This window comes from Spirillospora sp. NPDC052269, from assembly GCF_040679435.1.
Classification (GTDB): Bacteria; Actinomycetota; Actinomycetes; order Streptosporangiales; family Streptosporangiaceae; genus Spirillospora.
Window position 1 is genome coordinate 362493 of sequence record NZ_JBFAUU010000002.1, and the last position, 25938, is coordinate 388430.

Consider the following 25938-nt stretch of genomic DNA (forward strand, 5'->3'; position numbering starts at 1 on the left):
GCGGCGTCCGGTTCGCCCCCATGTCATGGTGGGTGTGCCGATGAGTCCAGAGCCCTGAGTGGAGAACGGTAGGGTCCAAGCCATGGGTTACCCCGGTGACACAGGCAATAACGGTGGCTGGCCTCCGGAGCAGCCGCCGCGACAGCCCCACGGTCCCGGCGGCGCGGAGTCCGCGCCGGTCTCGTGGGATGACGACCAGAACCGGTTCGCCCCCGGTTCCTTCGGCGCGCCCCCGGGCGGTCTGACGAACGAGCCGCCGCGCGCCGCGTCCGGCCCCGGCGACCCGAACGGCACGGCCGCGCTCGGCGACCCGAACGGCACCGCCGCCCTCGGCGAGCCGTCCTCGTTCGGCGGCGCCGGGCAGTTCGGCGACGCCCCGCAGGGCTTCGGCGGAGCGGGGTACGACGACCAGGGCAGCGCCTTCGGCGGCCCTCAGCAGGGCTTCGGCGAGCAGCAGCAGCACGGCTTCGCCGACGGCAACGGCTTCGGCGGCCCGCACGGTCCGGGCGGCTCCGAGCCCGGCTCCGGATTCGACCAGGGCCCCGGCTTCGACCAGGGCGGCGGCTTCGATCAGGGTGGCGGCTTCGACCAGCACGTGGCCGGCCCGCCCCCGGGCGCGAAGAAGAAGGGCAAGCTGCCGCTGATCATCGGCGGCGCGGCCGTGGCCGGCATCGTGCTCATCGGCGGCGGCGTCGCCGCCGCGTCCATGTTCAAGGGCGACTCCAAGCCCAAGACGAAGACCGCGGCGGGGAAGTCGGCCTCGCCGAAGACGTCGTCGACGCCGTCCGCCTCCCCCTCCCAGACCCTCAGCCCGGTGAAGCTCAAGACCCGGGCCACCGACCCCAGCCCGCTGAGCCTGAGCGAGATCTTCGGCAAGTCGTCCTTCTCGGGCGCGGGCGAGAAGTACAAGCGGACCGGCTGGAACGCCGCCAAGACCTGCACGGGTGCGATCGGCGGCACGGCCCTGACCTCACAAGTGAAGAAGGGCGGCTGCTCCCAGGTGCTCCGCGCCACCTACACGCGCGGCGACGGCAAGCTCATCGGCACCGTCGGAGTTTTCAACCTCAAGACCGAGACCGCGGCCAAGGCGGCGGTGAAGGCGGCGGCCGCCAAGGACGCCTACCTCAAGCCGCTGCAAGGCTCCGGCAACACCAAGAAGATCGGCACCGGGCTCGCCCTCGGCACCGCCGAGGCACAGGGCCACTACCTGGTCATGACCTGGGTGCAGCGCCCGGACGGCAAGAAGATCGCCGACAGCGCGCACAAGGACGTCTCCGACTTCGGACAACAGGTGATCAAGGGCAGCGGCCTCGGCATGGCGCTGCGCTACCGGGAGACCGAGGGCAAGCCCCTCCGGAGCTGATCGGCACGAGGACTCTGAACCCCCATGCCTGAACCTGACGAGATCCGTCCCGCCGAGGCGGCGGCGGACCCCGCCCCCTCCGCGCCCCCGAGCTTCGGCCATGACGAGCCGCTGCGCGTGGACGGCGAACTGCGCATCCCGACCCCGTTCCGGCTCCAGGCCCCCTGGTGGGCCGCCGAGTCCCCCGACTCGGACGAGCCGGAATCCGACGAATCCGCCCAGGCCGGGCCCCCCGGGGCCCCCGCCGCCGGGACTCCGGCGCCCTCGGCGAACCCCTCGCCCGACGACCGGCTCGTCGCCGGTCAGGGCGCCCCCGGCGTGGACTCACGCCGGGCCGTCCCCCGCCCCGAGACCCGAGCCGCCCGGGAGACCGTCCCGGACGGCACTCCCATCCACCCTCCGGCCGGCCTGCCCGCAGGCACCGGCCCCCAGCCGATGCCGTTGGCCGCACCGGTGGCCCCCGAGATGGCGGCACTGGAGGCGAACACCGACAGCCGGTCGTCCGGGCCCGTCCTCACGCCGGACGCGATCCTCCCGCCAGGGGTGACCCTGCCGCCCGCGGTGGTCCTGCCCCCGGCAGAAAAGGTCGTCAGGGAGACCCCGAAGCCGGACATTCCAAAGCCGGAATTCCGCAAACAGGACGGGCGGGCCACGGCCACCGACATGCCGGTCGTCCCGCCGACGCCTCAGCCCATCCCGAACGCGGCGCCTCCGCCGATGCCATCGAGCTCCCCCGCCCCGCCGCCACCCCCACCGGACGCGTCGGCGGGCACCCCCGTGCCCCACTCGCCCTTCCCCGGACAAAGCAGCCCGAACGCCTCGAACGACGGCAACACGGGCCCGCAGCCGTTCCCGTCCGGTCCGCTGGGCGGCGGCTTCAAGGGGAACCCGGCGAGCCGGAGGAAGCTGCTGATCGGCGGTGGCGTCGCTGCGGCGATCATCGCCATCGGCGGCGTCGCCGTGGCCGGAGCGGTCTCCGGGGACGACGACGGAAAGAGCAGGCACAAGGGCAAGCACAAGACGACGGCGGCGCCGGGCGTGCCCGGCTCGCCGTCGCCGAGCGGGCCCGTCCACCACCCTGTGGACATCAACAACGAGAAGAGCGACACCAAGCCGCTCGCGCTGACCGAGGTGTTCCCGAGCCCTGCGGTCCAGCTGGCCGGGCACGCCTTCCAGCGCGACCGCTCGTCGGTCAACCACCAGTGCGGCCTGACCGCGCGCGGCTCGATGGCCGCGGCGCTCGCGCACGACGGCTGCCGTGCCGTCGTCCGGGTGACGTTCGTCAGCGACGACAAGAAGTTCGCCGTCACCAGCGGCGTGGCCGTCCTGCCGAACCACGAGGCCGCCCTGAGGGTGAGCCGCGCCGGAAACCCGGGCAAGTACGAATGGTTCCGCGGCCTCACCGGCCCGCACGCCCCGGACATCGACGGCGCGGGCGGTTACGCCGCCGCCACCGTTCGAGGCCGCTACGTCGCCTACGCGTACGCGGCCTACGTCGACGGAACCCACGTCACGCCCCAGGACACCCAGATCAAGGGCCTGGCACAGCAGTTCCTCGACTACGGCACCAAGGCCCTGGACGCCCGCGCCCGAGGCTGACCCGCACCTGAGAACGAACGCGCCCGGTGCCGGAAGGCACCGGGCGCGTCACGTTGCACGCTCCATGAGACGGACGGTCAGCCGGACAGCGTCCGCACACGGCGGGTCTGCTGAGCCCGCGTGGCCAGGTCCGCCTCGTCCGGGTAGGAGATCTCCTCCAGGGACAGGCCGTGGGCCGGGGCGACGTTGACCGCCGAGTCGCGCACCCGGGCGCCCAGCACCTCGGAGGGCCACTCGATCGCGCGCCGGCCGTCGCCGACGACCAGCATCGCGCCGACCAGGGCGCGGACCATGGAGTGGCAGAAGGCGTCGGCCTTCACGGTGGCGACCGCCAGGTGCTTCTCCTCGCGGTTCCACTCGAAGATCTGGAGCTCGCGGATGGTCGTCGCGCCCTCCCGCTTGCGGCAGAACGCGGCGAAGTCGTGCTCGCCGAGCATCAGCCTCGTGGCGGCGTTCATCCGGTCGACGTCGAGCGGACGCGGGTGCCACAGGACGTCGTGGCGGCGCAGCGGGTCGACGCCGACGGGGTCGTCGCAGACGCGGTAGGCGTAGCGGCGGGACAGCGCGGAGAACCGGGCGTCGAAGCCCTCGGGAGCGGTGGTGACGCGCCAGACGCGCACGTCCGGTGGTAGCAGGCCGGCGAGCCGCCGTGGCAGCGTGCCGTTGATCGCCGAGTAGGCGGCGACCGGCACGACCACGTGGGCGACCTGGCCGCGCGCGTGGACGCCCGCGTCGGTGCGTCCGGCGACGGTCAGCACCGGCGGCGGGTCGAGGCGCAGCACCCGGGCCAGCGCGTCCTCGATCACGCCCTGGACGGTGCGCTGGCCGGGCTGCCGGGCCCAGCCGGCGAAGTCCGACCCGTCGTAGCCGATGTCGAGCCGGAGTCGTACGAGAGCGGTCATGGGTGCCGGGGATTCCTTGTCGTGAGCGTCGGCCATAGCGCGTCCCAACCCTTGTCGCCAGTCCCGCCGGAGCGGACGGCCGACCTCAGGCCGTCTCCCGAGAACGGAGTGCCCCAGTGCATCATCGACCCCCTGACCATGTGATCCAGTCTTTCAAAGATCAGGCCCGCCGTCCCGTAGGGGAACGGCGGGCCCTCACATGTCGAGCGAGAAAGATCCCCGGAGGGGTCTTACTCAGCGCTCTCCTCGGCCGCGGCCTCGGTCTCGACCTCCGCCGGAGCGGCGGTGGCCGGACGGGACGAGCCCGACACCGGCTCGGTCACCAGCTCGATGACCGCCATGGGGGCGTTGTCGCCCTTGCGCGGGCCGACCTTGGTGATCCGGGTGTAGCCGCCGGGACGCTCGGCCATGGCCGGAGCGATCTCGGTGAACAGGACGTGCAGGACGCCCTTGTCGCGGATCGTCTTGGCCGCGAGGCGACGGTTGTGCAGGTCGCCCTTCTTGGCCTTGGTGATCAGCTTCTCCGCCAGCGGGCGCAGGCGGCGGGCCTTGGCCTCGGTGGTGGTGATGCGGCCGTGCTCGAACAGCGAGGTCGCCAGGTTCGCCAGAAGCAGCTTCTGGTGAGCCGCGCTGCCGCCCAGACGGGCGCCCTTGGTGGGCTGAGGCATGGTCGTTCCCTTCTTGCACCGGCCGGTTCAGGAACCGGTGGCAAATCTCCGCGCCGGCCGTACGAGGTACCGGCGACGGGTCAAACGGACGTGTTAACGGTATGCCGGGATCAGTACTGCTCGGTCTCGGCGTAGCCACCGTCGTCGTCGCCGTAGTTGTCGGCGGCGGCGGACGGGTCGAACCCGGGCGGGGAGTCCTTCAGCGAGAGGCCCATGTCGTTGAGCTTCTGCTTGACCTCCTCGATGGACTTCGCACCGAAGTTGCGGATGTCCAGGAGGTCCTGCTCGCTGCGGGCCACCAGCTCGCCCACGGAGTGGATGCCCTCGCGCTTGAGGCAGTTGTAGGAGCGGACCGTGAGGTTCAGCTCCTCGATCGGCAGGGCCAGGTCAGCGGCGAGCGCGGCGTCCGTCGGGGACGGGCCCATGTCGATGCCCTCGGCCTCGACGTTGAGCTCCCGGGCCAGGCCGAACAGCTCGACGAGGGTCTTGCCGGCCGAGGCCACCGCGTCGCGCGGCAGCATCGCGGCCTTGGTCTCCACGTCCAGGATCAGGCGGTCGAAGTCGGTGCGCTGCTCGACTCGGGTCGCCTCGACCTTGTAGGTGACCTTCAGCACGGGCGAGTAGATGGAGTCGATCGGGATCCGGCCGATCTCCTGGCCCGGCTGCTTGTTCTGGGCGGCCGAGACGTAGCCGCGGCCGCGCTCGACCGTCAGCTCCATCTCCAGCTTGGCCTTGTTGTTCAGCGTGGCGATGTGCAGGTCCGGGTTGTGGACCTCCACGCCCGCCGGCGGCGCGATGTCGGCCGCGGTGACCTCGCCGGGGCCCTGCTTGCGCAGGTACATGACCACCGGCTCGTCGTGCTCGGACGAGACGACGAGCTCCTTGAGGTTCAGGATGATGTCGGTGACGTCCTCCTTCACCCCCGGAACGGTGGAGAACTCGTGCAGGACGCCCTCGATCCGGATGCTGGTGACAGCGGCTCCGGGGATGGACGACAGCAGGGTGCGGCGGAGCGAGTTGCCGATCGTGTAGCCGAAGCCCGGCTCCAGCGGCTCGATGGTGAACCGCGACCGGTACTCGTCGACCTGCTCCTCGGTGAGGGTGGGACGCTGAGCGATGAGCATGGGTGTTCCTTCTTTCCGCGGTGCCCGCTATATGACGACCGCAGTGGAGTTCTTCCCTGTCCGCCGTCCACCCACGCGTGACGCGGACGGACGGCGGGACGAACGGGCGCCCGCCGAAAGGCGGAGGCCCGACGGCCCCCGCCTCGCGGCGAGGACCTTGATCCCCGCCGAAAGGCGGAAACCCGTCGGCCCCGCCCGGAGGCGAGGCCACGAGGGCCCCGCCGCCGGGCGGGGCCCGGTGAGCTCTTACTTGGAGTAGAGCTCGACGATCAGCTGCTCCTGGACGGGAGCCTCGATCTGCTGGCGGACCGGCAGCGAGTGCACGAAGATGCGCATCCGCTCGGCGTCCACGCCCAGCCAGGCCGGAACCTGACGCTCGCCGACCTCGGCCTTGGCGACCTGGAACGGCGTCATCTCGAGGGACTTGGCCTTGACGTCCACGATGTCGGCCTCGGAGACGAGGAAGCTCGGGATGTCGACCTTCTTGCCGTTGACCCGGATGTGACCGTGCCGGATCAGCTGGCGCGCCATGTCGCGGGACTTGGAGAAGCCCGCGCGGTACACGACGTTGTCCAGGCGGCGCTCCAGCAGCGAGAGCAGGTTGTCACCCGTCTTGCCCTGCTGGCGGTTGGCCTCGACGTAGTAGTTCGAGAACTGCCGCTCAAGCACGCCGTAGATGCGCTTGGCCTTCTGCTTCTCACGAAGCTGGAGCAGGTACTCGGTCTCCTTCGGACGACCGCGGCCGTGCTCACCCGGCGGGTAGGGCCGGATCTCGATCGGGCACTTCGGGCCCTCGCACTTGCTGCCCTTGAGGAACAGCTTCATCTTCTCGCGGCGGCAGAGCTTGCAGTCCGCACCGGTGTAACGAGCCATTGTTCTGTGATCTCCCCTACGGTGCTCAGACCCGGCGACGCTTGGGCGGGCGGCAGCCGTTGTGCGGAACGGGCGTGACGTCCTGGATCGAACCCACCTCGAGGCCGGTGGCCTGGAGGGAGCGGATCGCGGTCTCACGGCCCGAGCCCGGACCCTTGACGAACACGTCGACCTTGCGCATCCCGTGCTCCATCGCGCGCCGGGCGGCGGCCTCGGCGGCCTGCTGCGCGGCGAACGGGGTGGACTTGCGGGAGCCCTTGAAGCCGACGTGGCCGGACGAGGCCCAGGAGATCACGTTCCCGTTGGGGTCGGTGATCGAGACGATGGTGTTGTTGAACGTGCTCTTGATGTGGGCGTGCCCGTGAGCGACGTTCTTCTTTTCCTTGCGGCGCACCTTCTTCGCGCCGACACGGCTCTTGGGAGGCATCTCTGCTCTCTTCCTTTGAGGTCGTCGATCCGTCCGGGACGGATGAGTCCCGACGGACTACTACTTCTTGCCGGCCTTCTTCTTGCCGGCCACGGTCTTCTTCTTGCCCTTGCGGGTACGCGCGTTCGTCTGCGTCCGCTGACCGTGCACGGGCAGACCGCGGCGGTGCCGAATGCCCTGGTAGCAGCCGATCTCGATCTTGCGGCGGATGTCAGCCTGGATCTCGCGACGGAGGTCACCCTCGGTCTTGTAGTTGGCTTCCATCCAGTCGCGCAGCTTCAGCAGCTCGTCGTCGGTGAGCTGGTGAACGCGGGTGTCCGCGGAGACGCCGGTCTGCGCCAGCGTCTCCTGGGCCCGGGTGCGACCGATGCCGAAGATGTAGGTGAGAGCGATCTCCACGCGCTTGTCGCGCGGGAGGTCGACGCCGAGGAGGCGTGCCATCTCTGGCGTTTCCCTTCGTTATGCGGAGGTGTCAGTCGCATCGCGTCCGCACACACCCGACAATCGTTCGGGTGGCGGCCCCGGCCTCCGTCCGGGGGTGGCCCCTTCACACGACGGTGCCGCACGACCCGATCTTGGTGGACCGGAACCGTACGGCGACCACGTGCGAAGGCTGCGATGCGTGGATCAGTTGTTGAACGTCAGCCCTGACGCTGCTTGTGACGCGGGTCGGAGCAGATGACCATGACCCGGCCGTGCCGGCGAATGACGCGGCACTTCTGGCAGATCTTCTTGACGCTCGGCTTGACCTTCACTGGGTCTCCTATAGATCAGGGTCACCCTCACGCCGCCACACGCGAGGAAGGCAACCCCAGTGATTACTTGTAGCGGTAGACGATCCGACCGCGCGTGAGGTCGTAGGGGCTCAGCTCCACGACGACGCGGTCGTCCGGCAGGATCCGGATGTAGTGCATCCGCATCTTGCCGCTGATGTGGGCGAGCACCTTGTGCCCGTTGTCCAGCTCAACCCGGAACATGGCGTTCGGGAGGGACTCGATGACGGTGCCCTCGATCTCGATGGCGCCTTCCTTCTTGGGCATGTCCTCCGCGCTTCGCTGATCGGCTCATTGGACGCGGTCCGCGACGTCCCATCACGTCATGAGGATCTGAAGATCACCGACGAGGTGGAGAACCCGGCCGCACCCACGCCCGGACGCACACACGCGTCAAAGCAGGGATTCAAGGCGGCCGAACACGGACCGACACAAGAGTGTACGTCACCGGGCGGTGGAACGCGAAATCATCCCATGACCCGGCACCGGATACTGCTCCCGACACAAGCATACAGCGCTCGCGCGTTGTACCTTTCCAGGAGGACCAACGCCCAGGGGAGGACGGATGCCGAGCTATGACTTCGCGCTGATCCTCAGCCGTCCCCTCTACGAGGAGGAGCTGGACCCCCTCTTCGACCGCACCCACGGTCAGGTCACGGTCTCCATCATCACCGAGCCCCAGCACGCCGGACGGCCCGGCAACGCCACCGCGTCCTGGCACGCGTCCACGCTGGCCGAGGCGGTCATGCAGGTGGTCGCCCACCTGGAGGACGCGGCGCCCGGGCTGCACGTCCGGCAGGTCGAGGCCGACCCGCTGCTGACCATGCGGGACATCGCCGAACGCGTCCGCCGGTCCGTCGAGTCCGTGCGGCTGTCGATCACGGGCGCGCGGGGGCCGGGCGGCTTCCCGGCCTCGGAGATGTCCACCGGCGGGCACCGGCTCTGGCGCTGGTCCAAGATCGCCGCCTGGTACGACATCGAGGACCCCCAGCTCCGGGAGGCCCGTCCCACCACCCAGGCCATCAATGGCTGGCTCGCGCTCCGCGACGTGGTGCCGGACATAGCGCCCGCCCCGGAGGCCGTCACGTCGGCGCTCAGCGCCGTCCTCACCCACGTGGCCTGAGCCCGCACCCGCCCCTCCCGGGGGCGTCACCCGGTCAGGCGCCGGGCATGGAGGCCAGGTCGGCGGTCCGGTAGGCGGCCGCGAAGGTCGCGTAGACGATGAGATTGTCGTCATATGCGCGCCTGACCTGGTCGTACCGCCCGGCGCAGGTGATCAGCCTCAGTTCGGGGACGGCCCCGGCCAGCAGCACCCGCCCCTCCGGGAACCGGTGTTTCGGCACCTGCTCGGAGCGGGTCATGCGGAACACCGCGACCGTCCCGTCCGTCCGGGCGACGCCGATGATGTCCCCCGGCCGCAGCTCGTCCAGCTGGGCGAAGACCGCCGGGCCGGACGTGGTGTCCAGGTGGCCGAGCAGCAGTGCGGCGCCCGGTTCGCCCGGACTCGGCCCGGACGCGAACCAGCCCACGCGGTCCGGATCGGACGCCGGCGGCGCCTGGATCACGCCGGACGGCCCGCGCCCGACGCGTCCGAGCGGCGCGGAGACGTCGATCCGCGGAATCAGCAGCCGCGTCGGGACGGCGTGCGCCAGCGCCGCGCGCAGCGGCGCCGGAGCCCCCGTCCGGCTCGGCGGGACGATCTCGGGAAGCGCGAGCGGCACGTGATCACGACGTCCGAGCGCACAGGCGAAGACCGCCGGGGACACCCCCGGCGCGGCCGCCAGGACGCAGCGTGCCCGCCGCCGGCGTCGCCCCGGACACGGCCTAGGCATCCGCCCTCCTCCGCTGCCACTGGCCCCACCAGAGCCCGCCAAGGGCCCCTCCGGCCAGCGTGGAACCCAGTGCGGAGCCCAGCACGATGACCAGTCCGAGCGGAAATCCACCGGGCGCCCGCTCGCCGTGGAACGCGAGCCAGCCGCTGCCGGTCGCCCGGCCGTAGGCCGCGGGCGCCGGGGCCAGCACCGTCATCGCCTGGTTCTGGGGCGCGGACGGGGCCTGGAGGACCGGGAACAGCGAGGACGGCGAGGTCTGGAAGGCCGGGGAGAGGGCGTTCTCCGTCCGATGCGGCCCACGGTGGTGATGTTCACGTCGAGAAAGCGGCGGCAACACGTCCACCTGGGCATAGAGCAGCTTGTCGTCGCCCATTCCCGGATCGGCGCCGGCGCACGTGACCATCAGCCCGTAAGGGCCTGGAGCGGTGTCCGCGGCGATCGTCACCCGCCCGCGGGAAGGGCCCGTGCCGCCCTTCGGCGCGACCGGCCTGACGATCTCCCCGGGGAACGCGTCGGACCTCACCTCGGGATCGACGCAGTCCGGCGGGGCTATGATCGTGAGCGTCCGCCCTGCCCGAAGGTGCCCCTTCCGAGGCTTCAGCGTCACCCCATCGTCCGCGGACGCGGCCGGGGTGGCGAGCGCGGTCAGGAGCGGCGCGGTCAGGAGCAGGACTCGGGCCTGCGCCGCACGCCTGCCGGGCCGCTGGAAGGGCATGGTCTCCCCCACCGGTCCCGGGGTCGGACGGAACCGATGATCATTTTTTGCCCGGCCACCTCGACAGCCCGGTCAACCGGGGACAAAGATCGGGTAAGCGCTCCCTCCGGCGTGGACGCCGTGGGCGGGCGGCGGCCGGGCGTGCGAACCCGTCCGGTCCGTGGTTCGCTTGGAGGAGGGGGAGGATCGATGGCGATCATTGCGCAGCTCAGCGACATCCATCTCGCGGTCGGCCAGAACGGCGAGGTGGACGACGGCTCGGGGCCGGTCCGCTCGCTGCGCGCCGCGGTGTCCAGTCTGCTGGCGCTGCCCGCCCGGCCGGACGCGGTGGTCCTGACCGGCGACCTGGCCGACGGCGGCCTTCCGGCCGAGTACGCCCGGCTGCACGCGCTGCTGTCCCCGCTGCCGATGGCGGTGTACCCGCTCCCCGGCAACCACGACGACCGAGACGCGCTGCGGCACGCCTTCCGCGACCACCCGGCCGTGGCCGGAAGCGGCGGCCCCGGCGCTCCCGTCCAGTACGCCGTGGACGTCGCCGGAACCCGCTTGATCTGCTGCGACACCACGGTCCCCGGCTCCACGGCCAGTGAGCTCGACGTGGAGCGGCTGGCCTGGCTGGACGCGACGCTCGCCGAGCAGCCGACCGTCCCGACCGTGATCGCCATGCACCACCCGCCGTACCCGATCGGCATCCGGTTCATCGACGACATGGGCCTGTCCGGGACCGAGGGCCTCGCCGAGATCCTCAAGAGGCACCGCCAGGTCGTCCGGGTGATCAGCGGATACGTGCACCGCAGCTCGGTCGGCTCCCTCGCCGGGACGGTCTGCTCCACCACGTCCAGCACCTACCGGCAGCTGTTCCTCGACCTCACCCGGCCGGGACGGGCCGCGCTCACCGGCGAGCCCGCCGGCTTCGCGATCCACCGGATCGAGGGCGAGTCGGCCGTCACCCACTTCGTCCCGACGGGCAACTACCGCCCGCTGATGGAGGTCGACTAAACCGGGGAACCCCGAGAACCCAGGGCGCACAGAAGGGGCCCGCCGGAATCCGGCGGGCCCCTTCTCGTGTCGATCTCGCTGGCCTAGCGCTTGCCGTCCTGCCCGAAGATGCTCCGGACCAGCAACATCACGCCCCAGGGACCGGCGATCCAGAGCCACCACGGGTACGGGACGACCGGCGAGGTCACCGCGACGATCGCCCAGATGGCGATGTTCAGCCCCACGACGACGGCCCAGGCGCTCCACATCGCCCGCGTGCCGTACCAGATCGCGCCTCGCCGGGCCGGCGGCGCGACGGTCGTCCGCTGGTAGGCCGGTATCGGACGGTTGTGCAGGTCGGCCTCGGGCAGGTCGGCGGTCACCCGCTCCAGATCACCCATGGTCTTGGCGGCGTAGGTCGCCTCCAGGCGCCCCTCGAGCTCGTCCATGGTGAGCCGGCCGTCCGCGGTGTGCTCGCGCAGACTGGCGGCCACCCGGTCCCGGTCGGCGTCCGAGGCTCGGATATCAGGATTGGGCGCCATGGCGACCCCTTCACGCGTCGTTCGGAGCGGGGGAGGAACGATCCACCGCTACCTCCCAGAGTGCCCAAAGATTCGCGGTGCTCTCAAGGTAGACAGCTTCACCTTGCCCCGGTCCCCTGGACCACCCCGTCCGGGTGGCGGCGGGGGAAGATCAGAGGCCGAGCTTGGCGAACCACTCCCGGCCCTCGTCCAGGGCGGTCAGCACGCGCGGACCCTCGGGCGTCACGGCGAAGGTGTGCTCGAAGTGCGCCGAGGCCTTGGCGTCCGTGGTGATCACGGTCCAGCCGTCCTCGAGCTCGGCGGTGTCCTTGGTGCCGAGGTTGACCATCGGCTCGACGGCGAAGCACATGCCCGCCTCCAGCACCGGCCCGTGGCCGGGGGCGCCGTGGTTCGGGATCAGCGGGTCCATGTGCATCTCGGTGCCGATGCCGTGCCCGCCGTAGCCCTCGACGATCCCGTACTCGCCCTCGGACCGGATGTGCTTCTCGATCGCGTGGGACATGTCGGTCAGCCGGGCGCCGACGATCCCGGCGGCGAGGCCGTGCCACATGGAGGCCTCGGTCACCTCGAGCAGCTTCCGCAGCTCGGGAGTGACCTCCCCCACCGGAACGGTGATCGCCGAGTCGCCGTGCCAGCCCTCGACGATCGCGCCGCAGTCGATCGAGATCACGTCACCGTCGCGCAGCGTCTTGTCCGGCCGCGGGATCCCGTGGACGATCTCCTCGTTGACCGAGGCGCAGATCGTGCCGGTGAACCCGTGGTAGCCCTTGAAGGACGGCACGCCGCCGTTGTCCCGGATGTGCTGCTCGGCCAGCCGGTCGAGGTCCAGCGTGGTGATGCCGGGCTTCACCGACTCGCGCAGCAGCTGCAGCGTGCGGCCGACCAGCAGGCCGGCCGCGCGCATGAGCTCGATCTGCTCGGGCGTCTTGATCTGGATGGCGGGCTTGCGCCTCTTGAACACTGTCACTCCCCCAGGGGCGGCCGGGGCCTCGGGGGTGACCCGACTCCCGCCTACCCGGCGATCTACTTCTCGAACGGACGCAGCGCGTCCATGGCCCGCCGGGTGACGTCCTCGACCGGTCCGGTCGCGTCGATGCCGCGCAGGATGCCCTCATCAGAATAGAACTGGACGAGAGGCGCGGTCTGTTCCGCGTAGACCTCCAGGCGGTGCCGGACGACCTCTTCGCGGTCGTCGTCACGCTGGTACAGCCGCCCGCCGCAGTCGTCGCAGACGTCGTCCTTCTTGTCGTCGAAGTCGACGTGCCAGATGCGGTTGCACTGCGAGCACTGCCGGCGCCCGGACAGCCGCCGGACGACCTCGTCCTCGTCCACGACGAGCTCGAGGACGACGTCCAGCCTGCTGTCCCACTCGGCGAGCATCTTCTTCAGGGTCTCGGCCTGCGGCACGTTGCGCGGGAAACCGTCCAGAAGGAAGCCGTCGACGGCGTCCTCCTGCTGGAGCCGGTCGCGCACCATGCTGATGGTGACCTCGTCCGGCACCAGGTCGCCCCGGTCCATGTACTGCTTGGCCAGTTGGCCGAGCTCGGTGCGCTGCTTGATGTTGGCGCGGAAGATGTCACCCGTCGAGATTTTCGGGATCGACAGATGCGACGCGATGTACTGGGCCTGCGTCCCCTTGCCCGCTCCGGGGGGGCCCACAAGAACGATACGCATCTACCGCAGGAAACCTTCGTAATTGCGCTGCTGGAGCTGAGATTCGATCTGCTTCACGGTATCCAGTCCGACGCCGACGACGATCAGGATGCTCGTCCCGCCGAAGGGGAAGTTCTGCGTGGCGTTCAGCATGGCGAACGCCACCATCGGAATCAGCGCGACGAGCCCCAGGTAGAGCGCACCCGGAGTGGTGATCCGGGTCAGCACGTAGTCCAGATATTCGGCGGTCGGCCGACCCGGACGGATACCTGGGATGAACCCACCATACTTCTTCATGTTGTCGGCGACTTCAGTGGGGTTGAAGGTGATCGCGACGTAGAAGTAGGTGAAGAAGATGATGAAGACGAAGAAGATGCCCATGTGCCAGGGGTTGTCCTGGTGCAGGTAGGGCTGGACCTTCTGCAGCCACTTGACGTTCGGCCACAGCTGGGTCGCCAGGACGGGCAGGTAGAGCAGCGAGGAGGCGAAGATGACCGGGATGATGCCGGCCTGGTTCACCTTCAGCGGGATGTAGGTCGAGGTCCCGCCGTACATGCGGCGTCCGACCATCCGCTTGGCGTACTGCACCGGGATCCGCCGCTGGGCCTGCTCGACGAACACCACACCGGCCATGATCGCCAGACCCACCACGATCACCAGGGTGAAGACGAAGCCGCCCTTGGCCTTGTAGATCGACCAGAACTGGGACGGGAACACCGCCACGACCTGCGTGAAGATCAGGATCGACATGCCGTTGCCGACGCCGCGGTCGGTGACCAGCTCACCCAGCCACATGATCACCGACGTGCCGGCGACCATGCAGATCACCATCGTCATGACGGGGAAGATGCTGGTCTTGTACAGGATGTCCTGGTTGCCGCCGGCGCCCTGGAACAGGCTGCCGGTCGCGGCCATCGCGACGATGCCGGTGCCCTGCAGGATCGCCAGACCCACCGTCAGGTACCGGGTGTACTGCGTGATCTTCGTCGTCCCGGCCTGGCCCTCCTTCTTCAGGGCCTCCAGCCGGGGGATCACCACCGTCAACAACTGCAGAATGATCGACGCGGTGATGTAGGGCATGATGCCCAGCGCGAACACCGACAGCTTCAGCAGCGCGCCGCCGGAGAACAGGTCCACCAGACCGTAGAGCTGGTTGGACTTCTTGGCCGCGTCGGCCGTCTGCTTGAGCACCTCCACGTTCACGTTCGGGGTCGGCAGGTTCTGGCCGACTCGGAACACCACGATCATGAAGAGCGTGAAGAACAGCTTCTTACGCAGATCGGGCGTTCTAAAGGCCCGAGCGAACGCGGTCAGCACCATTCCTCCTGCGGAGCTTGCGGAAAATCAGCCCTTGGGCAACGACGGCGGGGGGTCTGACGTGCGAAACGCCGACCACCACCGCCGGGGAGACTCTAACAGCAGATGAGACCGGGGCCGGTCCCCGCGTGGCGGGCCCACCGGCCCGGACACGTGGTGGACTCTGGCCCCGGTCTCACGGGTGCGATCTCAGAGCTGCTCGGCGGTTCCGCCGGCGGCCGCGATCTTCTCCTTGGCCGCGCCGGAGAAGGCGTGCACCTTCACCTGGACGGCGACGGAGATCTCACCGGTACCGAGGATCTTCACCGGACGGCCGGAGCGCACAGCGCCCTTGGCCGCCAGGTCCTCGGCGGTGACCTCGCCACCCTCGGGGTAGAGGGCGCCGAGCTTGTCCAGGTTCACGACCTGGAACTCGACCCGGTTGGGGTTCTTGAAGCCCTTGAGCTTCGGAATCCGGCGGATCAGGGGCATCTGACCGCCCTCGAACCCGACCGGAACGGTGTTACGGGCCTTCGTGCCCTTGGTGCCGCGGCCCGCGGTCTTGCCCTTGGACGCCTCGCCGCGACCCTTGCGGGTCTTCGCGCGGTTGGCGCCGGGGGCCGGACGCAGGTCGTGCACCTTGAGCGGAGTGCCCTCGATGGCGTCCGCCATGTCAGTCGACCTCCTCGACGGCGACCAGGTGGTCAACCGTCCGGATCATGCCACGGACCTGCTGGGTGTCCTCACGGACGACCGACTGGCCGATCTTCTTGAGGCCCAGCGTCCGCAGCGTGTCACGCTGGTTCTGCTTCTCGCTGATCACAGACTTGGTCTGCGTGATCTTCAGCTGGCTCATGACGCGGTGGCCTCCGTCCGGGCCTCCGAGCCGGCGGCCCGGGCCCGCAGCATGGCGGCCGGCGCCACGTCCTCGACCGACAGGCCACGCTTGGCCGCGATCTCCTCGGGACGCTTGAGCTGCTTCAGACCGTCCACGGTGGCGTGGACGATGTTGATCGCGTTGTCGGTGCCGAGCGACTTGCTCAGCACGTCGTGGATGCCGGCGCACTCCAGCACGGCGCGCACCGGGCCACCCGCGATCACACCGGTACCGGGGGAGGCGGGACGCAGCAGGACGACGCCCGCGGCGGCCTCACCCTGAACGGTGTGAGGGATGGTGCCCTGGATCCGCGGCACCTTGAAGAAGTGCTTCTTGGCCTCTTCGACGCCCTTGGCGATCGCCGCGGGCACTTCCTTGGCCTTGCCGTAGCCGACGCCGACGGTGCCGTTGCCGTCACCGACGATCACCAGGGCGGTGAAGCTGAAGCGCCGTCCACCCTTGACGACCTTGGCGACACGGTTGATCGCCACGACCTTCTCGATGTACGACTGGCCCTTGTCGGCGCCACCGCGACGGTCATCGCGGCGGCCGTCGCGACGGTCGCCACCCTGACCGCCACCACGCCTCTGCGCTGCCATCAGTGGTTCCTCTTCTCGTTGGTCGTGAGAGCCATCAGAGCTTCAGGCCCCCCTCACGAGCGCCATCCGCGACGGCGGCGACGCGACCGTGGTACTTGTTGCCGCCACGGTCGAAGACCACAGCGGTCACTCCGGCGGCCTGCGCGCGCTCGGCGAGGAGCTCGCCGACCTTGCGGGACTTCGCCGTCTTGTCGCCGTCGGAGCCGCGCAGGTCGGCCTCCATCGTCGACGCCCACGCCACGGTGTGGCCCTTGGAGTCGTCGATGACCTGAGCGAACATGTGCTGGTTGGAGCGCGTCACGACAAGGCGAGGACGCTCGGCGGTGCCGACGACCTTCTTGCGGACCCGCAGGTGCCGCCGCTTGCGGGCCATCGCACGCTTCGACGTGGCCTTGCCGGCCAGGTGCTTCGTGCCTGCCATGACTACTTACCAGCCTTTCCGACCTTGCGGCGGATCTGCTCGCCTTCGTACCGCACACCCTTGCCCTTGTACGGGTCGGGCTTGCGCAGCTTACGAATGTTGGCGGCGACCTCGCCGACCTTCTGCTTGTCGATGCCCTCGACGACCAGCTGGGTCGGCTTCTCCACCGTGAAGGTGATGCCCTCCGGCGGCTCGACCGTGATCGAGTGGCTGTACCCGAGCGAGAACTCGAGGTTCTTGCCCTTGGCCACCACGCGGTAACCGACGCCCTGGATGACCAGGGTCTTCTTGTACCCCTCGGTGACGCCGACCACCATGTTGTTGATCAGCGACCGGGTCAGGCCGTGCAGCGCGCGAACCGTGTTGATGTCGTTCGGCCGGGTCACGGTCACCTGACCGTCCTCCAGCACGACCTCGATCGGCTCGGCGACGGTCAGCGACAGGGCGCCCTTGGGGCCCTTGACCGAAACGTCACGGCCGTCGACCTTCACCTCAACGCCGCCGGGCACGGTGACGGGGAGACGTCCAATGCGAGACATTCTCTGAATCCTCCCCTCTACCAGACGTAGGCGAGGACTTCGCCGCCCACGCCGCGCTTGCCCGCCTGCCGGTCGGTCATGAGGCCGGAGGACGTCGAGATGATCGCGACGCCCAGGCCGCCCAGGACCTTGGGCAGGTTGTCCTTCTTCGCGTACACCCGGAGACCGGGCTTGGAAACGCGCTTGATGCCGGCGATCGAACGCTCGCGGGTGGGGCCGAACTTCAGCTCGATCACGAGCTTCTTGCCCACCTCGGCGTCCTCGACGCTCCAGCCCGAGATGTAACCCTGCTGCTGCAGGATCTCGGCGATGTGCGCCTTGATCTTCGAGTACGGCATCGACACCGAGTCGTGGTACGCCGAGTTAGCGTTCCGCAGACGCGTAAGCATGTCTGCGATCGGGTCGGTCATCGTCATGGCCTACTGGCCCTCCCTCGCCACGGTTTCCATCCGCCCGGCCCGCTCGGCGGGCGGGACGGATGGACCTTTGGCGCGGTCATGGGCACCTTCGTCAGGTGCCCGGTGGTTATTACAGGCTGGGCTGTTTACCAGCTCGACTTCGTGATGCCCGGCAGCTCGCCCCGGTGCGCCATCTCGCGGAAGCAGACGCGGCACAGGCCGAACTTGCGGTACACGGAGCGCGGACGGCCGCAGCGCGAGCAGCGGGTGTACGCGCGCACGCCGAACTTGGGCTTCCGAGCCGCCTTGGCGATCAGGCTCTTCTTCGCCATGCTCAGTTCTCCTTGAACGGGAAGCCCAGGAGCTTCAGCAGCGCCCGGCCCTCGTCATCGGTCTTGGCGGTGGTCACCACGGTGATGTCCATGCCACGGACGCGGTCGATCTTGTCCGGGTCCACCTCGTGGAACATGACCTGCTCGGTCAGACCGAAGGTGTAGTTCCCGTTGCCGTCGAACTGCTTCGGCGACAGGCCGCGGAAGTCGCGGATACGGGGGAGCGCGGTGGCGAGCAGCCGGTCCAGGAACTCCCACATGCGGTCGCCGCGCAGCGTGACGTGCGCACCGATCGGCATGCCCTCACGCAGCTTGAACTGCGCGATGGACTTCTTGGCCCGGTTGACGGCCGGCTTCTGGCCGGTGATCGCGGCCAGATCGCGGACGGCGCCCTCGATCAGCTTGGCGTCCTTGGCGGCGTCGCCGACACCCATGTTGACGACGATCTTCGTCAGGCCCGGCACCAGCATGATGTTGCTGTAGCCGAACTCCTCCTGCATGCCCTTGACGATCTCGTCACGGTAGCGGAGCTTCATGCGCGGCTGCGGCACGGGACGCTCGGTAACGGTCTCGGTCATCTCAGATCTCCTTGCCGCTACGGCGCGAGATCCGGACCTTGGTGCCGTCCTCGTTGAAGCGGTAGCCGACCCGGACGGGCTTGCCGTCCTCGGCCAGGGCCACGTTGCTCACGTGGAGCGGCGCCTCGACGGTCACGCGGCCGCTCTCCTTGCCGGCTCGCTGGGCGTCGGCCTTGATGTTCTTCGTGATGAGGTTGACGCCTTCGACGACGACGCGCTCCTCACGCGGAATGACACGGATGACCTTGCCGGTCGCACCCTTGTCCTTGCCGGCGATGACGACGACCTCGTCGCCCTTCTTGATCTTCATCACAGCACCTCCGGCGCGAGCGAGACGATGCGCATGAACTTCTTCTCGCGCAGTTCACGGCCGACCGGGCCGAAGATGCGGGTGCCGCGGGGGTCCCCGCCGTCCTTGATCAGGACGGCCGCGTTCTCGTCGAAGCGGATGTAGGAGCCGTCCGGGCGCCGGCGCTCCTTGCGGGTGCGCACGACGACCGCCTTGACGACGTCACCCTTCTTCACGCCCGCGCCGGGAAGGGCGTCCTTCACCGTCGCGACAATGACGTCGCCGACTCCCGCGTAGCGCCGACCCGAGCCACCGAGAACGCGGATGCAAAGGATCTCCTTCGCACCCGTGTTGTCGGCGACCTTGAGTCGCGACTCCTGCTGGATCACGTCAACTCCATTTCGTCACACCGGTTCTCCACAGAGCCTCGCTCGTGGAGCCTGGCGGAACCTTCACTGGTCTCCCCCCGAACACGGGCCCTCTCAAGGAGGGCCCGTACACGGGGAGTCTGTCGGGAGGCGCCCCGGATGGGGCGGAGCTCCCTGGTTACTTGGCCTTCTCGAGGATCTCCACCACGCGCCAGCGCTTGGTCGCCGACAGCGGGCGGGTCTCCATCAGGCGGACGCGGTCGCCGATGCCACACTCGTTGGCCTCGTCGTGCGCCTTGTAGTTCTTCGTGCGGCGGATGACCTTGTGGTACTTCGCGTGCTTGACGCGGTCCTCGACGGACACGACCACGGTCTTGTCCATCTTGTCGGAGACCACCAGGCCCTCGAGCACCTTGCGAGTGGTGCCGCGCGCTTCGGTCTGCTCAGCCATTACTTCCCGCCCTCCGCGGCGTCGTCGGCAACCGTGACGATGCCGAGCTCGCGCTCGCGCATGACGGTGTAGATGCGGGCGATCTCCTGCTTCACCGTACGCAGACGCCCGTGGCTCTCGAGCTGTCCGGTCGCTGCCTGGAAACGAAGGTTGAAGAGCTCCTCCTTCGCCTCCTTGAGCTTGGTGACCAGCACGTCCTCAGGCTCGGTCCGCAGGTCATCGGCGGTAAGACCCTTGGCCATCAGGACTCACCCACCTCTCGCTTCACGATCTTGCACTTCATGGGCAGCTTGTGGATCGCGCGAGTGAGCGCCTCCCGAGCGATCTGCTCGTTCGGGTAGGAGATCTCGAACATCACGCGGCCCGGCTTGATGTTGGCCACCCACCACTCGACCGAACCCTTACCGGAACCCATGCGGGTCTCGGCGGGCTTCTTGGTCAGCGGGCGGTCCGGGAAGATGTTGATCCAGACCTTGCCGCCACGCTTGATGTGGCGGGTCATGGCGATACGCGCGGCCTCGATCTGCCGGTTGGTCACGTACGCGGGCTCGACGGCCTGGATGCCGTACTCACCGAACGTAACCTTCGTACCGCCCTTGGCCATTCCCCGGCGCTTCGGGTGGTGCTGCTTGCGGTGCTTGACCTTACGAGGGATCAGCATCGGGTTCAGCTCCCCTCACCAGTCGGAGCAGCCTCGGAGGCGGGGGCCTGCTGCTCGGTGTTCTGCTGCTGACGGGGCGCGCGGTCGCCGCCGCCGCCCTGGCCGCCGCGGCCGCCACGGCCACCACGGCCGCCGCCACCGCCGCCGCCACGGCGCTCACGACGCTCGCCGCCACGGCCACCGCCGCCCGCGGCGCGCTGCTGCGCGGCCTGGGCCTCGCGCTCGGCGCGGGTCTGGGCGGCCTCGCCCTTGTAGATCCACACCTTGACGCCGATGCGGCCGAAGGTCGTCCGGGCCTCGTAGAAGCCGTAGTCGATGTCGGCGCGCAGCGTGTGCAGCGGGACCTGGCCCTCGCGGTAGAACTCCGACCGCGACATCTCGGCGCCGCCGAGACGGCCCGAGCACTGGACCTTGATGCCCTTGGCGCCGGACTTCATGGACGACTGGATCGCCTTGCGCATCGCGCGGCGGAAGGCCACGCGGGAGCTCAGCTGCTCGGCCACGCCCTGCGCGACGAGCTGGGCGTCGATCTCGGGGTTCTTGACCTCGAGGATGTTCAGCCGCACCTGCTTGCCGGTGAGCTTCTCCAGGTCGCCCCGGAGGCGCTCGGCCTCGGCGCCACGCCGGCCGATCACGATGCCCGGACGCGCGGTGTGAATGTTCACCTCGACGCGGTCACGGGTGCGCTCGATCTCGACCTTGGAGATGCCAGCCCGGTCCATGCCCTTGGAGAGCATGCGCCGGATCTGGACGTCCTCCTTGACGTAGTCCTTGTAGAGCTTGTCGGCGAACCACACGGACTTGTGGTCGGTGGTGATCCCGAGCCGGAACCCGTGCGGGTTGATCTTCTGACCCACTACCGGGCCCTCCTCGTCTTCTTACCGCCGGCCGCAGCGACCTCGTCACGCGGGGCGACGACCACCGTGATGTGGCTCGTGCGCTTGTTGATGCGGTAAGCCCGACCCTGGGCGCGGGGGCGGAAACGCTTGAGCGTCGGCCCCTCGTCCACGTACGCGTGGCTCACGACCAGCGTCTCGGTGTCGAGCTTGAAGTTGTGCTCGGCGTTGGCGATGGCACTCGCGAGCACCTTGCCCACGGGCTCACTCGCCGCCTGAGGGGCGAACCGCAGCACCTGCTGCGCCTCCGCGGCAGGCAGGCCGCGGATGAGGTCCACCACGCGCCGAGCCTTCATGGGCGTGACACGGATGAACCGTGCCTGGGCCCTGGCTTCCATCGCTGTTCCTCTCTCCTACAGTTTCCTGCCCGCTCAGCCGCGACGGCTGCGACGGTCTTCCTTGACGTGGCTGCGGAACGTGCGCGTCGGCGAGAACTCGCCGAGCTTGTGTCCCACCATGGCATCGGTGATGAACACCGGGACGTGCTTGCGGCCGTCGTGCACGGCGATCGTGTGACCGATCATGTCCGGCACGATCATGGAGCGCCGCGACCACGTCTTGATGACGTTCTTCGTCCCCTTCTCGTTCTGGGCGTCCACCTTCTTGATCAGGTGAGCGTCCACGAAGGGGCCCTTCTTAAGGCTACGTGGCATTGCGAGCGACTCCTACCGCTTCTTCTTGCTGCGACGACGGACGATAAGACGGTCGCTGGACTTGTTCTGCTTGCGAGTCCGGCCTTCCTTCTTACCGTTCGGGTTGACCGGGTGGCGGCCACCGGAGGTCTTACCCTCACCACCACCGTGCGGGTGGTCGATCGGGTTCATGGCCACACCGCGGACGGTCGGGCGCTTGCCCTTCCAGCGCATACGGCCGGCCTTGCCCCAGTTGATGTTGGACTGCTCGGCGTTGCCGACCTCGCCCACCGTGGCGCGGCAGCGGACGTCCACCATGCGCATTTCGCCGGACGGCATACGCAGCGTGGCGTACTTGCCCTCCTTGGCGAGCAGCTGGACGCCGGCGCCCGCGGACCGGGCGATCTTCGCGCCGCCACCGGGCTTCAGCTCGATGGCGTGGATGACCGTACCGGTCGGGATGTTGCGAAGCGGCAGGCAGTTGCCGGGCTTGATGTCCGACCCGGGGCCGTTCTCGACCCGGTCGCCCTGCTTGAGCCCCTGCGGCGCGAGGATGTAGCGCTTCTCACCGTCGGCGTAGTGCAGCAGCGCGATGCGCGCGGTGCGGTTCGGGTCGTACTCGATGTGAGCGACCTTCGCCGGGACGCCGTCCTTGTCGTGCCGGCGGAAGTCGATCAGCCGGTACGCGCGCTTGTGGCCACCGCCCTGGTGCCGGGTGGTGATGCGGCCGTGGTTGTTACGGCCGCCCTTCTTCGGGAGAGGACGCAGCAGCGACTTCTCCGGCTCGGTGCGCGTGATCTCGACGAAGTCGGCCACGCTGGAGCCGCGACGACCCGGGGTCGTCGGCTTGTATTTACGGATGCCCATCTTTTTCGTGCAATCCCTTAGTTCACGCTTCGGGGCTCGGACCTCGTCAGGAGGTCTGTCCGCCGAAGATGTCGATCGGCTGCTCGCCCTCGGCCAGGCTCACGATCGCGCGCTTGGTGCCCTTGCGCTGGCCGTAGCCGAAGCGGGTCCGCTTGCGCTTCCCAGGACGGTTGATCGTGTTGACGCCGGCCACCTTGCGATCGAAGATCGCCTCGACGGCCTGCTTGATCTGCGTCTTGTTGGCGTCCGGGCGGACGATGAAGGTGTACTTACCCTCGTCGAGCAGCCCGTAGCTCTTCTCCGAGACGACCGGCGCGAGGATGATGTCGCGGGGGTCAGAGATCTTGTTCATGTCTGCCCTCGTTACTTCGCGGCGCGCGCCAGGAACGACTCGTACGCCTTCTGGGTGAAGACCACGTCGTCGTTGACGAGCACGTCGTAGGTGTTGAGCTGGTCGTCGACGATGACGTGCACGCTCGGCTCGTTGCGCAGCGACTTCCAGGTGGTCTCGTCCTCACGGTCGAGCACCAGGAGCACGCGCTTGGCCTCGGTCACGCCGCGCAGGGCGGCGAGCGCCGTCTTCGTCTTCGGAGCGTCGCCCTCGATGAGGCTGTCGACGACGTGCACCCGGCCGAAGCGGGCGCGGTCCGACAGCGCGCCGCGGAGCGCGGCGGCCTTCATCTTCTTGGGCGTCTTCTGCGAGTAGTCGCGCGGCTGCGGGCCGTGGACGATGCCACCACCGGCGAACTGCGGCGCACGGGTCGAACCCTGGCGCGCGCGGCCGGTGCCCTTCTGCCGGTACGGCTTCTTGCCACCACCGGAGACCTCGCCCCGGGTCTTGGTGGAGTGCGTGCCCTGCCGAGCCGCCGCGAGCTGCGCGACGACGACCTGGTGGATCAGCGGAACGCTGGTCTTCCGGTCGAAGATCTCGGCGGGCAGTTCGATGTCGAGCTTGGAGGTCACTTGCCCGTCCCCTTCACTGCGTCGCGGACCAGGACCACGCCGCCGTTGGGACCGGGGACCGCGCCCTTGATGAGGAGCAGGCCCTTCTCCGCGTCGATCGCGTGGACGGTAAGGTTCTGGACGGTGGTACGGGCGTTGCCGTGCCGTCCCGCCATGCGGAGGCCCTTGAAGACGCGACCGGGGGTCGCGCAGCCGCCGATCGATCCCGGCGAGCGGTGCTTGCGCTGGGTGCCGTGCGAGGCGCCGAGGCCCTTGAAGCCGTGGCGCTTCATGACACCCGCGGTGCCCTTGCCCTTGCTGGTGCCGGTCACGTCGATCTTCTGGCCGGCCTCGAAGACGCTGGCGGTGATCTCCTGGCCGAGTTCGTACTCGGCGGCGTCGTCCACGCGCAGCTCGACAAGGTACCGGCGCGGCGTGACGCCGGCCTTCTCGAAGTGGCCCGTGCGCGGCTTGTTGACCTTGCGCGGGTCGATCTGGCCGAAGCCGATCTGAACGGCGGTGTAGCCGTCCTTCTCCTGGTCCTTGAGCTGGGTGACCACGCACGGCCCGGCCTGGACGACGGTTACCGGAACCATCCGGCCCTCATCGTCGAAGACCTGGGTCATGCCGAGCTTCTCGCCCAGGACGCCCTTCCTCTGCGTACTCATTTTGGTGCGTCCCTCAGAGCTTGATCTCGATGTCAACGCCGGCCGGAAGGTCGAGTCGCATCAGCGAGTCGACCGTCTTGGGCGTCGGGTCGATGATGTCGATCAACCGCTTGTGCGTGCGCATCTCGAAGTGCTCGCGGCTGTCCTTGTACTTGTGCGGCGAGCGGATGACGCAGTACACGTTCTTCTCGGTCGGCAGCGGCACCGGGCCCGCGACCTTGGCGCCCGTCCGCGTCACCGTCTCAACGATCTTCTTCGCGGAGGTGTCGATGACCTCGTGGTCGTAGGCCTTGAGCCGGATGCGGATCTTCTGTCCCGCCATGGTGGCCTCGGTGTCCTTTGCTGGTAGTGCCGCTGTTGCTTCGTCAGTCGTGGAACGGCGGGCCGACATGGCGTTCCAGGCCAGTGGTCAGCCCGCCGAACTACGAGAGTGTTACTTGATGACCTTGGTGACGCGACCCGCGCCGACCGTCCGGCCACCCTCGCGGATGGCGAACTTCAGGCCCTCTTCCATGGCGACGGGCTGGATCAGCTCGACGCGCATCTCGGTGTTGTCGCCCGGCATGACCATCTCGGTGCCCTCGGGGAGGTACACGACGCCGGTCACGTCCGTGGTACGGAAGTAGAACTGCGGGCGGTAGTTGTTGAAGAACGGCGTGTGGCGGCCGCCCTCGTCCTTGGACAGGATGTAGACCTGAGCCTCGAACTCGGTGTGCGGGGTGTTGGTGCCCGGCTTGATGACACACTGGCCGCGCTCGACGTCCTCGCGCTTGATGCCACGGAGCAGGAGGCCGACGTTGTCGCCCGCCTGGCCCTGGTCGAGCAGCTTGCGGAACATCTCGACACCGGTGACCGTCGTCTTGGTCGACGTCTCCTTGATGCCGATGATGTCGACTTCCTCGTTGACGTTGACGACACCGCGCTCGATGCGGCCGGTGACGACGGTGCCACGGCCGGTGATCGAGAAGACGTCCTCGATCGGCATCAGGAACGGCTTCTCGGTCTCACGCACGGGCTCGGGAACGTTCTCGTCCACCGCGGCCATGAGCTCGAGGATGGACTTGCCCCACTTCTCGTCGCCCTGCAGCGCCTGGAAGGCGGAGACGCGCACGACCGGGACGTCGTCGCCCGGGAACTCGTACTCCGACAGCAGCTCGCGGACCTCGAGCTCGACGAGCTCCAGGATCTCCTCGTCGTCCACCATGTCGCACTTGTTCAGGGCGACGACGATGTAGGGGACGCCGACCTGGCGGGCCAGGAGCACGTGCTCCTTGGTCTGCGGCATCGGGCCGTCGGTGGCGGCGACCACCAGGATGGCGCCGTCCATCTGCGCCGCACCGGTGATCATGTTCTTGATGTAGTCGGCGTGACCCGGGCAGTCGACGTGCGCGTAGTGCCGCGACTCGGTCTGGTACTCGACGTGCGCGATCGAGATCGTGATACCGCGCTCGCGCTCCTCCGGCGCCTTGTCGATGTCCTCGAACGGCGTGAAGGGGTTGATGTCCGGGTAAGCGTCGTGGAGCACCTTGGTGATCGCCGCGGTAAGCGTGGTCTTACCGTGGTCGATGTGCCCAATGGTGCCGATGTTCACGTGCGGCTTGGTCCGCTCGAACTTGGCCTTCGCCACTGGTTGCTCCTTGTTGCGATCCTCGGCCTGCTGGAGGCCGCTTCGTGT

General features: G+C 68.8%; 40 protein-coding genes. 4 read left to right on the plus strand and 36 right to left on the minus strand.

The genetic code is table 11. From position 1 onward, the window contains the following. Window positions 1-82 precede the first annotated feature (82 nt). Together AB0L06_RS05030 and AB0L06_RS05035 are read left to right on the plus strand one after the other, a co-directional pair. Window positions 83-1363, plus strand: a complete 1281-nt coding sequence (locus tag AB0L06_RS05030; protein WP_500229615.1) for a hypothetical protein — start codon at window positions 83-85, stop codon at window positions 1361-1363. A 24-nt stretch (window positions 1364-1387) separates the two neighbouring features. Beyond that, window positions 1388-2962, plus strand: coding sequence for a hypothetical protein (locus AB0L06_RS05035; protein WP_500229616.1), 1575 nt, complete (start codon window positions 1388-1390; stop codon window positions 2960-2962). A 77-nt stretch (window positions 2963-3039) separates the two neighbouring features. Here the strand turns inward: AB0L06_RS05035 and truA are convergent, their stop codons facing one another. The 8 genes from truA to infA form a co-directional block, all read right to left on the minus strand. Next, a complete protein-coding gene (truA, locus tag AB0L06_RS05040) occupies window positions 3040-3864 on the minus strand; it encodes a tRNA pseudouridine(38-40) synthase TruA (RefSeq protein ID WP_500229617.1) in 825 nt (274 codons plus the stop codon). A 230-nt stretch (window positions 3865-4094) separates the two neighbouring features. Next, window positions 4095-4532 carry a 50S ribosomal protein L17 gene (gene rplQ, locus AB0L06_RS05045; RefSeq protein ID WP_500229618.1) on the minus strand — a complete coding sequence of 146 codons (438 nt, stop codon included), beginning with the start codon at window positions 4530-4532 and terminating at the stop codon, window positions 4095-4097. A 110-nt stretch (window positions 4533-4642) separates the two neighbouring features. After that, window positions 4643-5656, minus strand: coding sequence for a DNA-directed RNA polymerase subunit alpha (locus AB0L06_RS05050; protein WP_026415301.1), 1014 nt, complete (start codon window positions 5654-5656; stop codon window positions 4643-4645). A 246-nt stretch (window positions 5657-5902) separates the two neighbouring features. Next, window positions 5903-6529 carry a 30S ribosomal protein S4 gene (rpsD, locus tag AB0L06_RS05055; RefSeq protein WP_500229619.1) on the minus strand — a complete coding sequence of 209 codons (627 nt, stop codon included), beginning with the start codon at window positions 6527-6529 and terminating at the stop codon, window positions 5903-5905. 25 nt (window positions 6530-6554) lie between these two features. Next, complete coding sequence (gene rpsK / locus AB0L06_RS05060) at window positions 6555-6956, minus strand: 30S ribosomal protein S11 (protein ID WP_021596710.1); 402 nt, start codon at window positions 6954-6956, stop codon at window positions 6555-6557. Window positions 6957-7016: 60 nt separating this feature from the next. Next, window positions 7017-7397 (minus strand): 30S ribosomal protein S13, encoded by a 381-nt coding sequence (rpsM, locus tag AB0L06_RS05065; protein ID WP_500229620.1) that lies wholly within the window; start codon window positions 7395-7397, stop codon window positions 7017-7019. A gap of 200 nt (window positions 7398-7597) precedes the next feature. Next, a complete protein-coding gene (gene rpmJ, locus AB0L06_RS05070; protein ID WP_018657566.1) occupies window positions 7598-7711 on the minus strand; it encodes a 50S ribosomal protein L36 in 114 nt (37 codons plus the stop codon). Window positions 7712-7774: 63 nt separating this feature from the next. Then, a complete protein-coding gene (infA, locus tag AB0L06_RS05075; protein ID WP_018657567.1) occupies window positions 7775-7996 on the minus strand; it encodes a translation initiation factor IF-1 in 222 nt (73 codons plus the stop codon). A gap of 298 nt (window positions 7997-8294) precedes the next feature. Here infA and AB0L06_RS05080 point away from each other — a divergent pair, with 298 nt between their 5' ends. After that, the gene (locus AB0L06_RS05080; RefSeq protein WP_500229621.1) at window positions 8295-8852 is read left to right on the plus strand and encodes a hypothetical protein; all 558 of its coding nucleotides are present in this window, start codon (window positions 8295-8297) and stop codon (window positions 8850-8852) included. Between the two features lie 34 nt (window positions 8853-8886). Here the strand turns inward: AB0L06_RS05080 and AB0L06_RS05085 are convergent, their stop codons facing one another. Together AB0L06_RS05085 and AB0L06_RS05090 are read right to left on the minus strand one after the other, a co-directional pair. Further along, window positions 8887-9561, minus strand: a complete 675-nt coding sequence (locus AB0L06_RS05085) for a class F sortase (RefSeq protein ID WP_500229622.1) — start codon at window positions 9559-9561, stop codon at window positions 8887-8889. Further along, window positions 9554-10276 carry a hypothetical protein gene (locus AB0L06_RS05090; protein WP_500229623.1) on the minus strand — a complete coding sequence of 241 codons (723 nt, stop codon included), beginning with the start codon at window positions 10274-10276 and terminating at the stop codon, window positions 9554-9556. The genes AB0L06_RS05085 and AB0L06_RS05090 overlap by 8 nt, the downstream gene beginning before the upstream one ends. Window positions 10277-10465: 189 nt before the next feature. Here AB0L06_RS05090 and AB0L06_RS05095 point away from each other — a divergent pair, with 189 nt between their 5' ends. Further along, window positions 10466-11275: a phosphodiesterase gene (locus AB0L06_RS05095; protein WP_500229624.1), complete on the plus strand. Its 810-nt coding sequence runs from the start codon at window positions 10466-10468 to the stop codon at window positions 11273-11275. Between the two features lie 83 nt (window positions 11276-11358). On the opposite strand, the gene AB0L06_RS05100 is transcribed toward AB0L06_RS05095, so the two are convergent. The 26 genes from AB0L06_RS05100 to tuf all read right to left on the minus strand — a co-directional run bounded on the left by AB0L06_RS05100 (window position 11359) and on the right by tuf (window position 25890). Beyond that, entirely contained in the window at window positions 11359-11796 is a 438-nt protein-coding gene (locus AB0L06_RS05100) for a DUF1707 SHOCT-like domain-containing protein (RefSeq protein ID WP_500229625.1), read from the minus strand. Window positions 11797-11947: 151 nt separating this feature from the next. Continuing rightward, window positions 11948-12757, minus strand: coding sequence for a type I methionyl aminopeptidase (map, locus tag AB0L06_RS05105; RefSeq protein WP_500229626.1), 810 nt, complete (start codon window positions 12755-12757; stop codon window positions 11948-11950). Window positions 12758-12819: 62 nt separating this feature from the next. Next, on the minus strand, window positions 12820-13470 hold the full coding sequence (locus AB0L06_RS05110; RefSeq protein ID WP_500229627.1) for an adenylate kinase: 651 nt from the start codon (window positions 13468-13470) through the stop codon (window positions 12820-12822). Next, entirely contained in the window at window positions 13471-14766 is a 1296-nt protein-coding gene (secY, locus tag AB0L06_RS05115) for a preprotein translocase subunit SecY (protein WP_500229872.1), read from the minus strand. A 189-nt stretch (window positions 14767-14955) separates the two neighbouring features. Continuing rightward, window positions 14956-15417 carry a 50S ribosomal protein L15 gene (gene rplO / locus AB0L06_RS05120; protein WP_500229628.1) on the minus strand — a complete coding sequence of 154 codons (462 nt, stop codon included), beginning with the start codon at window positions 15415-15417 and terminating at the stop codon, window positions 14956-14958. A 1-nt stretch (window position 15418) separates the two neighbouring features. Beyond that, complete coding sequence (gene rpmD, locus AB0L06_RS05125) at window positions 15419-15601, minus strand: 50S ribosomal protein L30 (RefSeq protein WP_500229629.1); 183 nt, start codon at window positions 15599-15601, stop codon at window positions 15419-15421. Further along, window positions 15598-16221, minus strand: a complete 624-nt coding sequence (gene rpsE, locus AB0L06_RS05130; RefSeq protein ID WP_500229630.1) for a 30S ribosomal protein S5 — start codon at window positions 16219-16221, stop codon at window positions 15598-15600. The genes rpmD and rpsE overlap by 4 nt, the downstream gene beginning before the upstream one ends. A gap of 34 nt (window positions 16222-16255) precedes the next feature. Continuing rightward, window positions 16256-16642, minus strand: a complete 387-nt coding sequence (rplR, locus tag AB0L06_RS05135) for a 50S ribosomal protein L18 (protein WP_500229631.1) — start codon at window positions 16640-16642, stop codon at window positions 16256-16258. 2 nt (window positions 16643-16644) lie between these two features. Further along, on the minus strand, window positions 16645-17181 hold the full coding sequence (rplF, locus tag AB0L06_RS05140) for a 50S ribosomal protein L6 (protein WP_500229632.1): 537 nt from the start codon (window positions 17179-17181) through the stop codon (window positions 16645-16647). 17 nt (window positions 17182-17198) lie between these two features. Further along, window positions 17199-17597 carry a 30S ribosomal protein S8 gene (gene rpsH / locus AB0L06_RS05145; protein WP_500229633.1) on the minus strand — a complete coding sequence of 133 codons (399 nt, stop codon included), beginning with the start codon at window positions 17595-17597 and terminating at the stop codon, window positions 17199-17201. A gap of 128 nt (window positions 17598-17725) precedes the next feature. Continuing rightward, complete coding sequence (locus tag AB0L06_RS05150) at window positions 17726-17911, minus strand: type Z 30S ribosomal protein S14 (protein WP_018657585.1); 186 nt, start codon at window positions 17909-17911, stop codon at window positions 17726-17728. A 2-nt stretch (window positions 17912-17913) separates the two neighbouring features. Then, a complete protein-coding gene (rplE, locus tag AB0L06_RS05155; RefSeq protein ID WP_500229634.1) occupies window positions 17914-18489 on the minus strand; it encodes a 50S ribosomal protein L5 in 576 nt (191 codons plus the stop codon). 1 nt (window position 18490) lies between these two features. After that, window positions 18491-18799 carry a 50S ribosomal protein L24 gene (gene rplX, locus AB0L06_RS05160; RefSeq protein ID WP_500229635.1) on the minus strand — a complete coding sequence of 103 codons (309 nt, stop codon included), beginning with the start codon at window positions 18797-18799 and terminating at the stop codon, window positions 18491-18493. Further along, on the minus strand, window positions 18799-19167 hold the full coding sequence (gene rplN / locus AB0L06_RS05165; protein ID WP_018657588.1) for a 50S ribosomal protein L14: 369 nt from the start codon (window positions 19165-19167) through the stop codon (window positions 18799-18801). The genes rplX and rplN overlap by 1 nt, the downstream gene beginning before the upstream one ends. Before the next feature lie 157 nt (window positions 19168-19324). After that, window positions 19325-19597 carry a 30S ribosomal protein S17 gene (gene rpsQ, locus AB0L06_RS05170; protein ID WP_026414310.1) on the minus strand — a complete coding sequence of 91 codons (273 nt, stop codon included), beginning with the start codon at window positions 19595-19597 and terminating at the stop codon, window positions 19325-19327. Next, window positions 19597-19839: a 50S ribosomal protein L29 gene (gene rpmC / locus AB0L06_RS05175; protein WP_500229636.1), complete on the minus strand. Its 243-nt coding sequence runs from the start codon at window positions 19837-19839 to the stop codon at window positions 19597-19599. The genes rpsQ and rpmC overlap by 1 nt, the downstream gene beginning before the upstream one ends. Further along, window positions 19839-20258 carry a 50S ribosomal protein L16 gene (gene rplP / locus AB0L06_RS05180; RefSeq protein WP_500229637.1) on the minus strand — a complete coding sequence of 140 codons (420 nt, stop codon included), beginning with the start codon at window positions 20256-20258 and terminating at the stop codon, window positions 19839-19841. Before rplP ends, rpmC begins: the two co-directional genes overlap by 1 nt. A gap of 5 nt (window positions 20259-20263) precedes the next feature. Then, on the minus strand, window positions 20264-21115 hold the full coding sequence (gene rpsC / locus AB0L06_RS05185) for a 30S ribosomal protein S3 (RefSeq protein WP_500229638.1): 852 nt from the start codon (window positions 21113-21115) through the stop codon (window positions 20264-20266). Continuing rightward, on the minus strand, window positions 21115-21492 hold the full coding sequence (rplV, locus tag AB0L06_RS05190; protein ID WP_026414306.1) for a 50S ribosomal protein L22: 378 nt from the start codon (window positions 21490-21492) through the stop codon (window positions 21115-21117). Before rplV ends, rpsC begins: the two co-directional genes overlap by 1 nt. 33 nt (window positions 21493-21525) lie before the next feature. Then, the gene (rpsS, locus tag AB0L06_RS05195; protein ID WP_500229639.1) at window positions 21526-21807 is read right to left on the minus strand and encodes a 30S ribosomal protein S19; all 282 of its coding nucleotides are present in this window, start codon (window positions 21805-21807) and stop codon (window positions 21526-21528) included. A 12-nt stretch (window positions 21808-21819) separates the two neighbouring features. Beyond that, complete coding sequence (gene rplB, locus AB0L06_RS05200) at window positions 21820-22653, minus strand: 50S ribosomal protein L2 (protein WP_500229640.1); 834 nt, start codon at window positions 22651-22653, stop codon at window positions 21820-21822. Between the two features lie 46 nt (window positions 22654-22699). Next, window positions 22700-23005 carry a 50S ribosomal protein L23 gene (gene rplW / locus AB0L06_RS05205; protein WP_026414303.1) on the minus strand — a complete coding sequence of 102 codons (306 nt, stop codon included), beginning with the start codon at window positions 23003-23005 and terminating at the stop codon, window positions 22700-22702. An 11-nt stretch (window positions 23006-23016) separates the two neighbouring features. Next, window positions 23017-23616: a 50S ribosomal protein L4 gene (rplD, locus tag AB0L06_RS05210; RefSeq protein WP_500229641.1), complete on the minus strand. Its 600-nt coding sequence runs from the start codon at window positions 23614-23616 to the stop codon at window positions 23017-23019. Further along, window positions 23613-24263, minus strand: a complete 651-nt coding sequence (gene rplC, locus AB0L06_RS05215) for a 50S ribosomal protein L3 (RefSeq protein WP_500229642.1) — start codon at window positions 24261-24263, stop codon at window positions 23613-23615. Before rplC ends, rplD begins: the two co-directional genes overlap by 4 nt. Window positions 24264-24276: 13 nt before the next feature. Beyond that, a complete protein-coding gene (gene rpsJ, locus AB0L06_RS05220) occupies window positions 24277-24585 on the minus strand; it encodes a 30S ribosomal protein S10 (RefSeq protein ID WP_018657599.1) in 309 nt (102 codons plus the stop codon). Between the two features lie 111 nt (window positions 24586-24696). Beyond that, on the minus strand, window positions 24697-25890 hold the full coding sequence (tuf, locus tag AB0L06_RS05225; protein ID WP_500229643.1) for an elongation factor Tu: 1194 nt from the start codon (window positions 25888-25890) through the stop codon (window positions 24697-24699). Window positions 25891-25938: the final 48 nt, after the last annotated feature.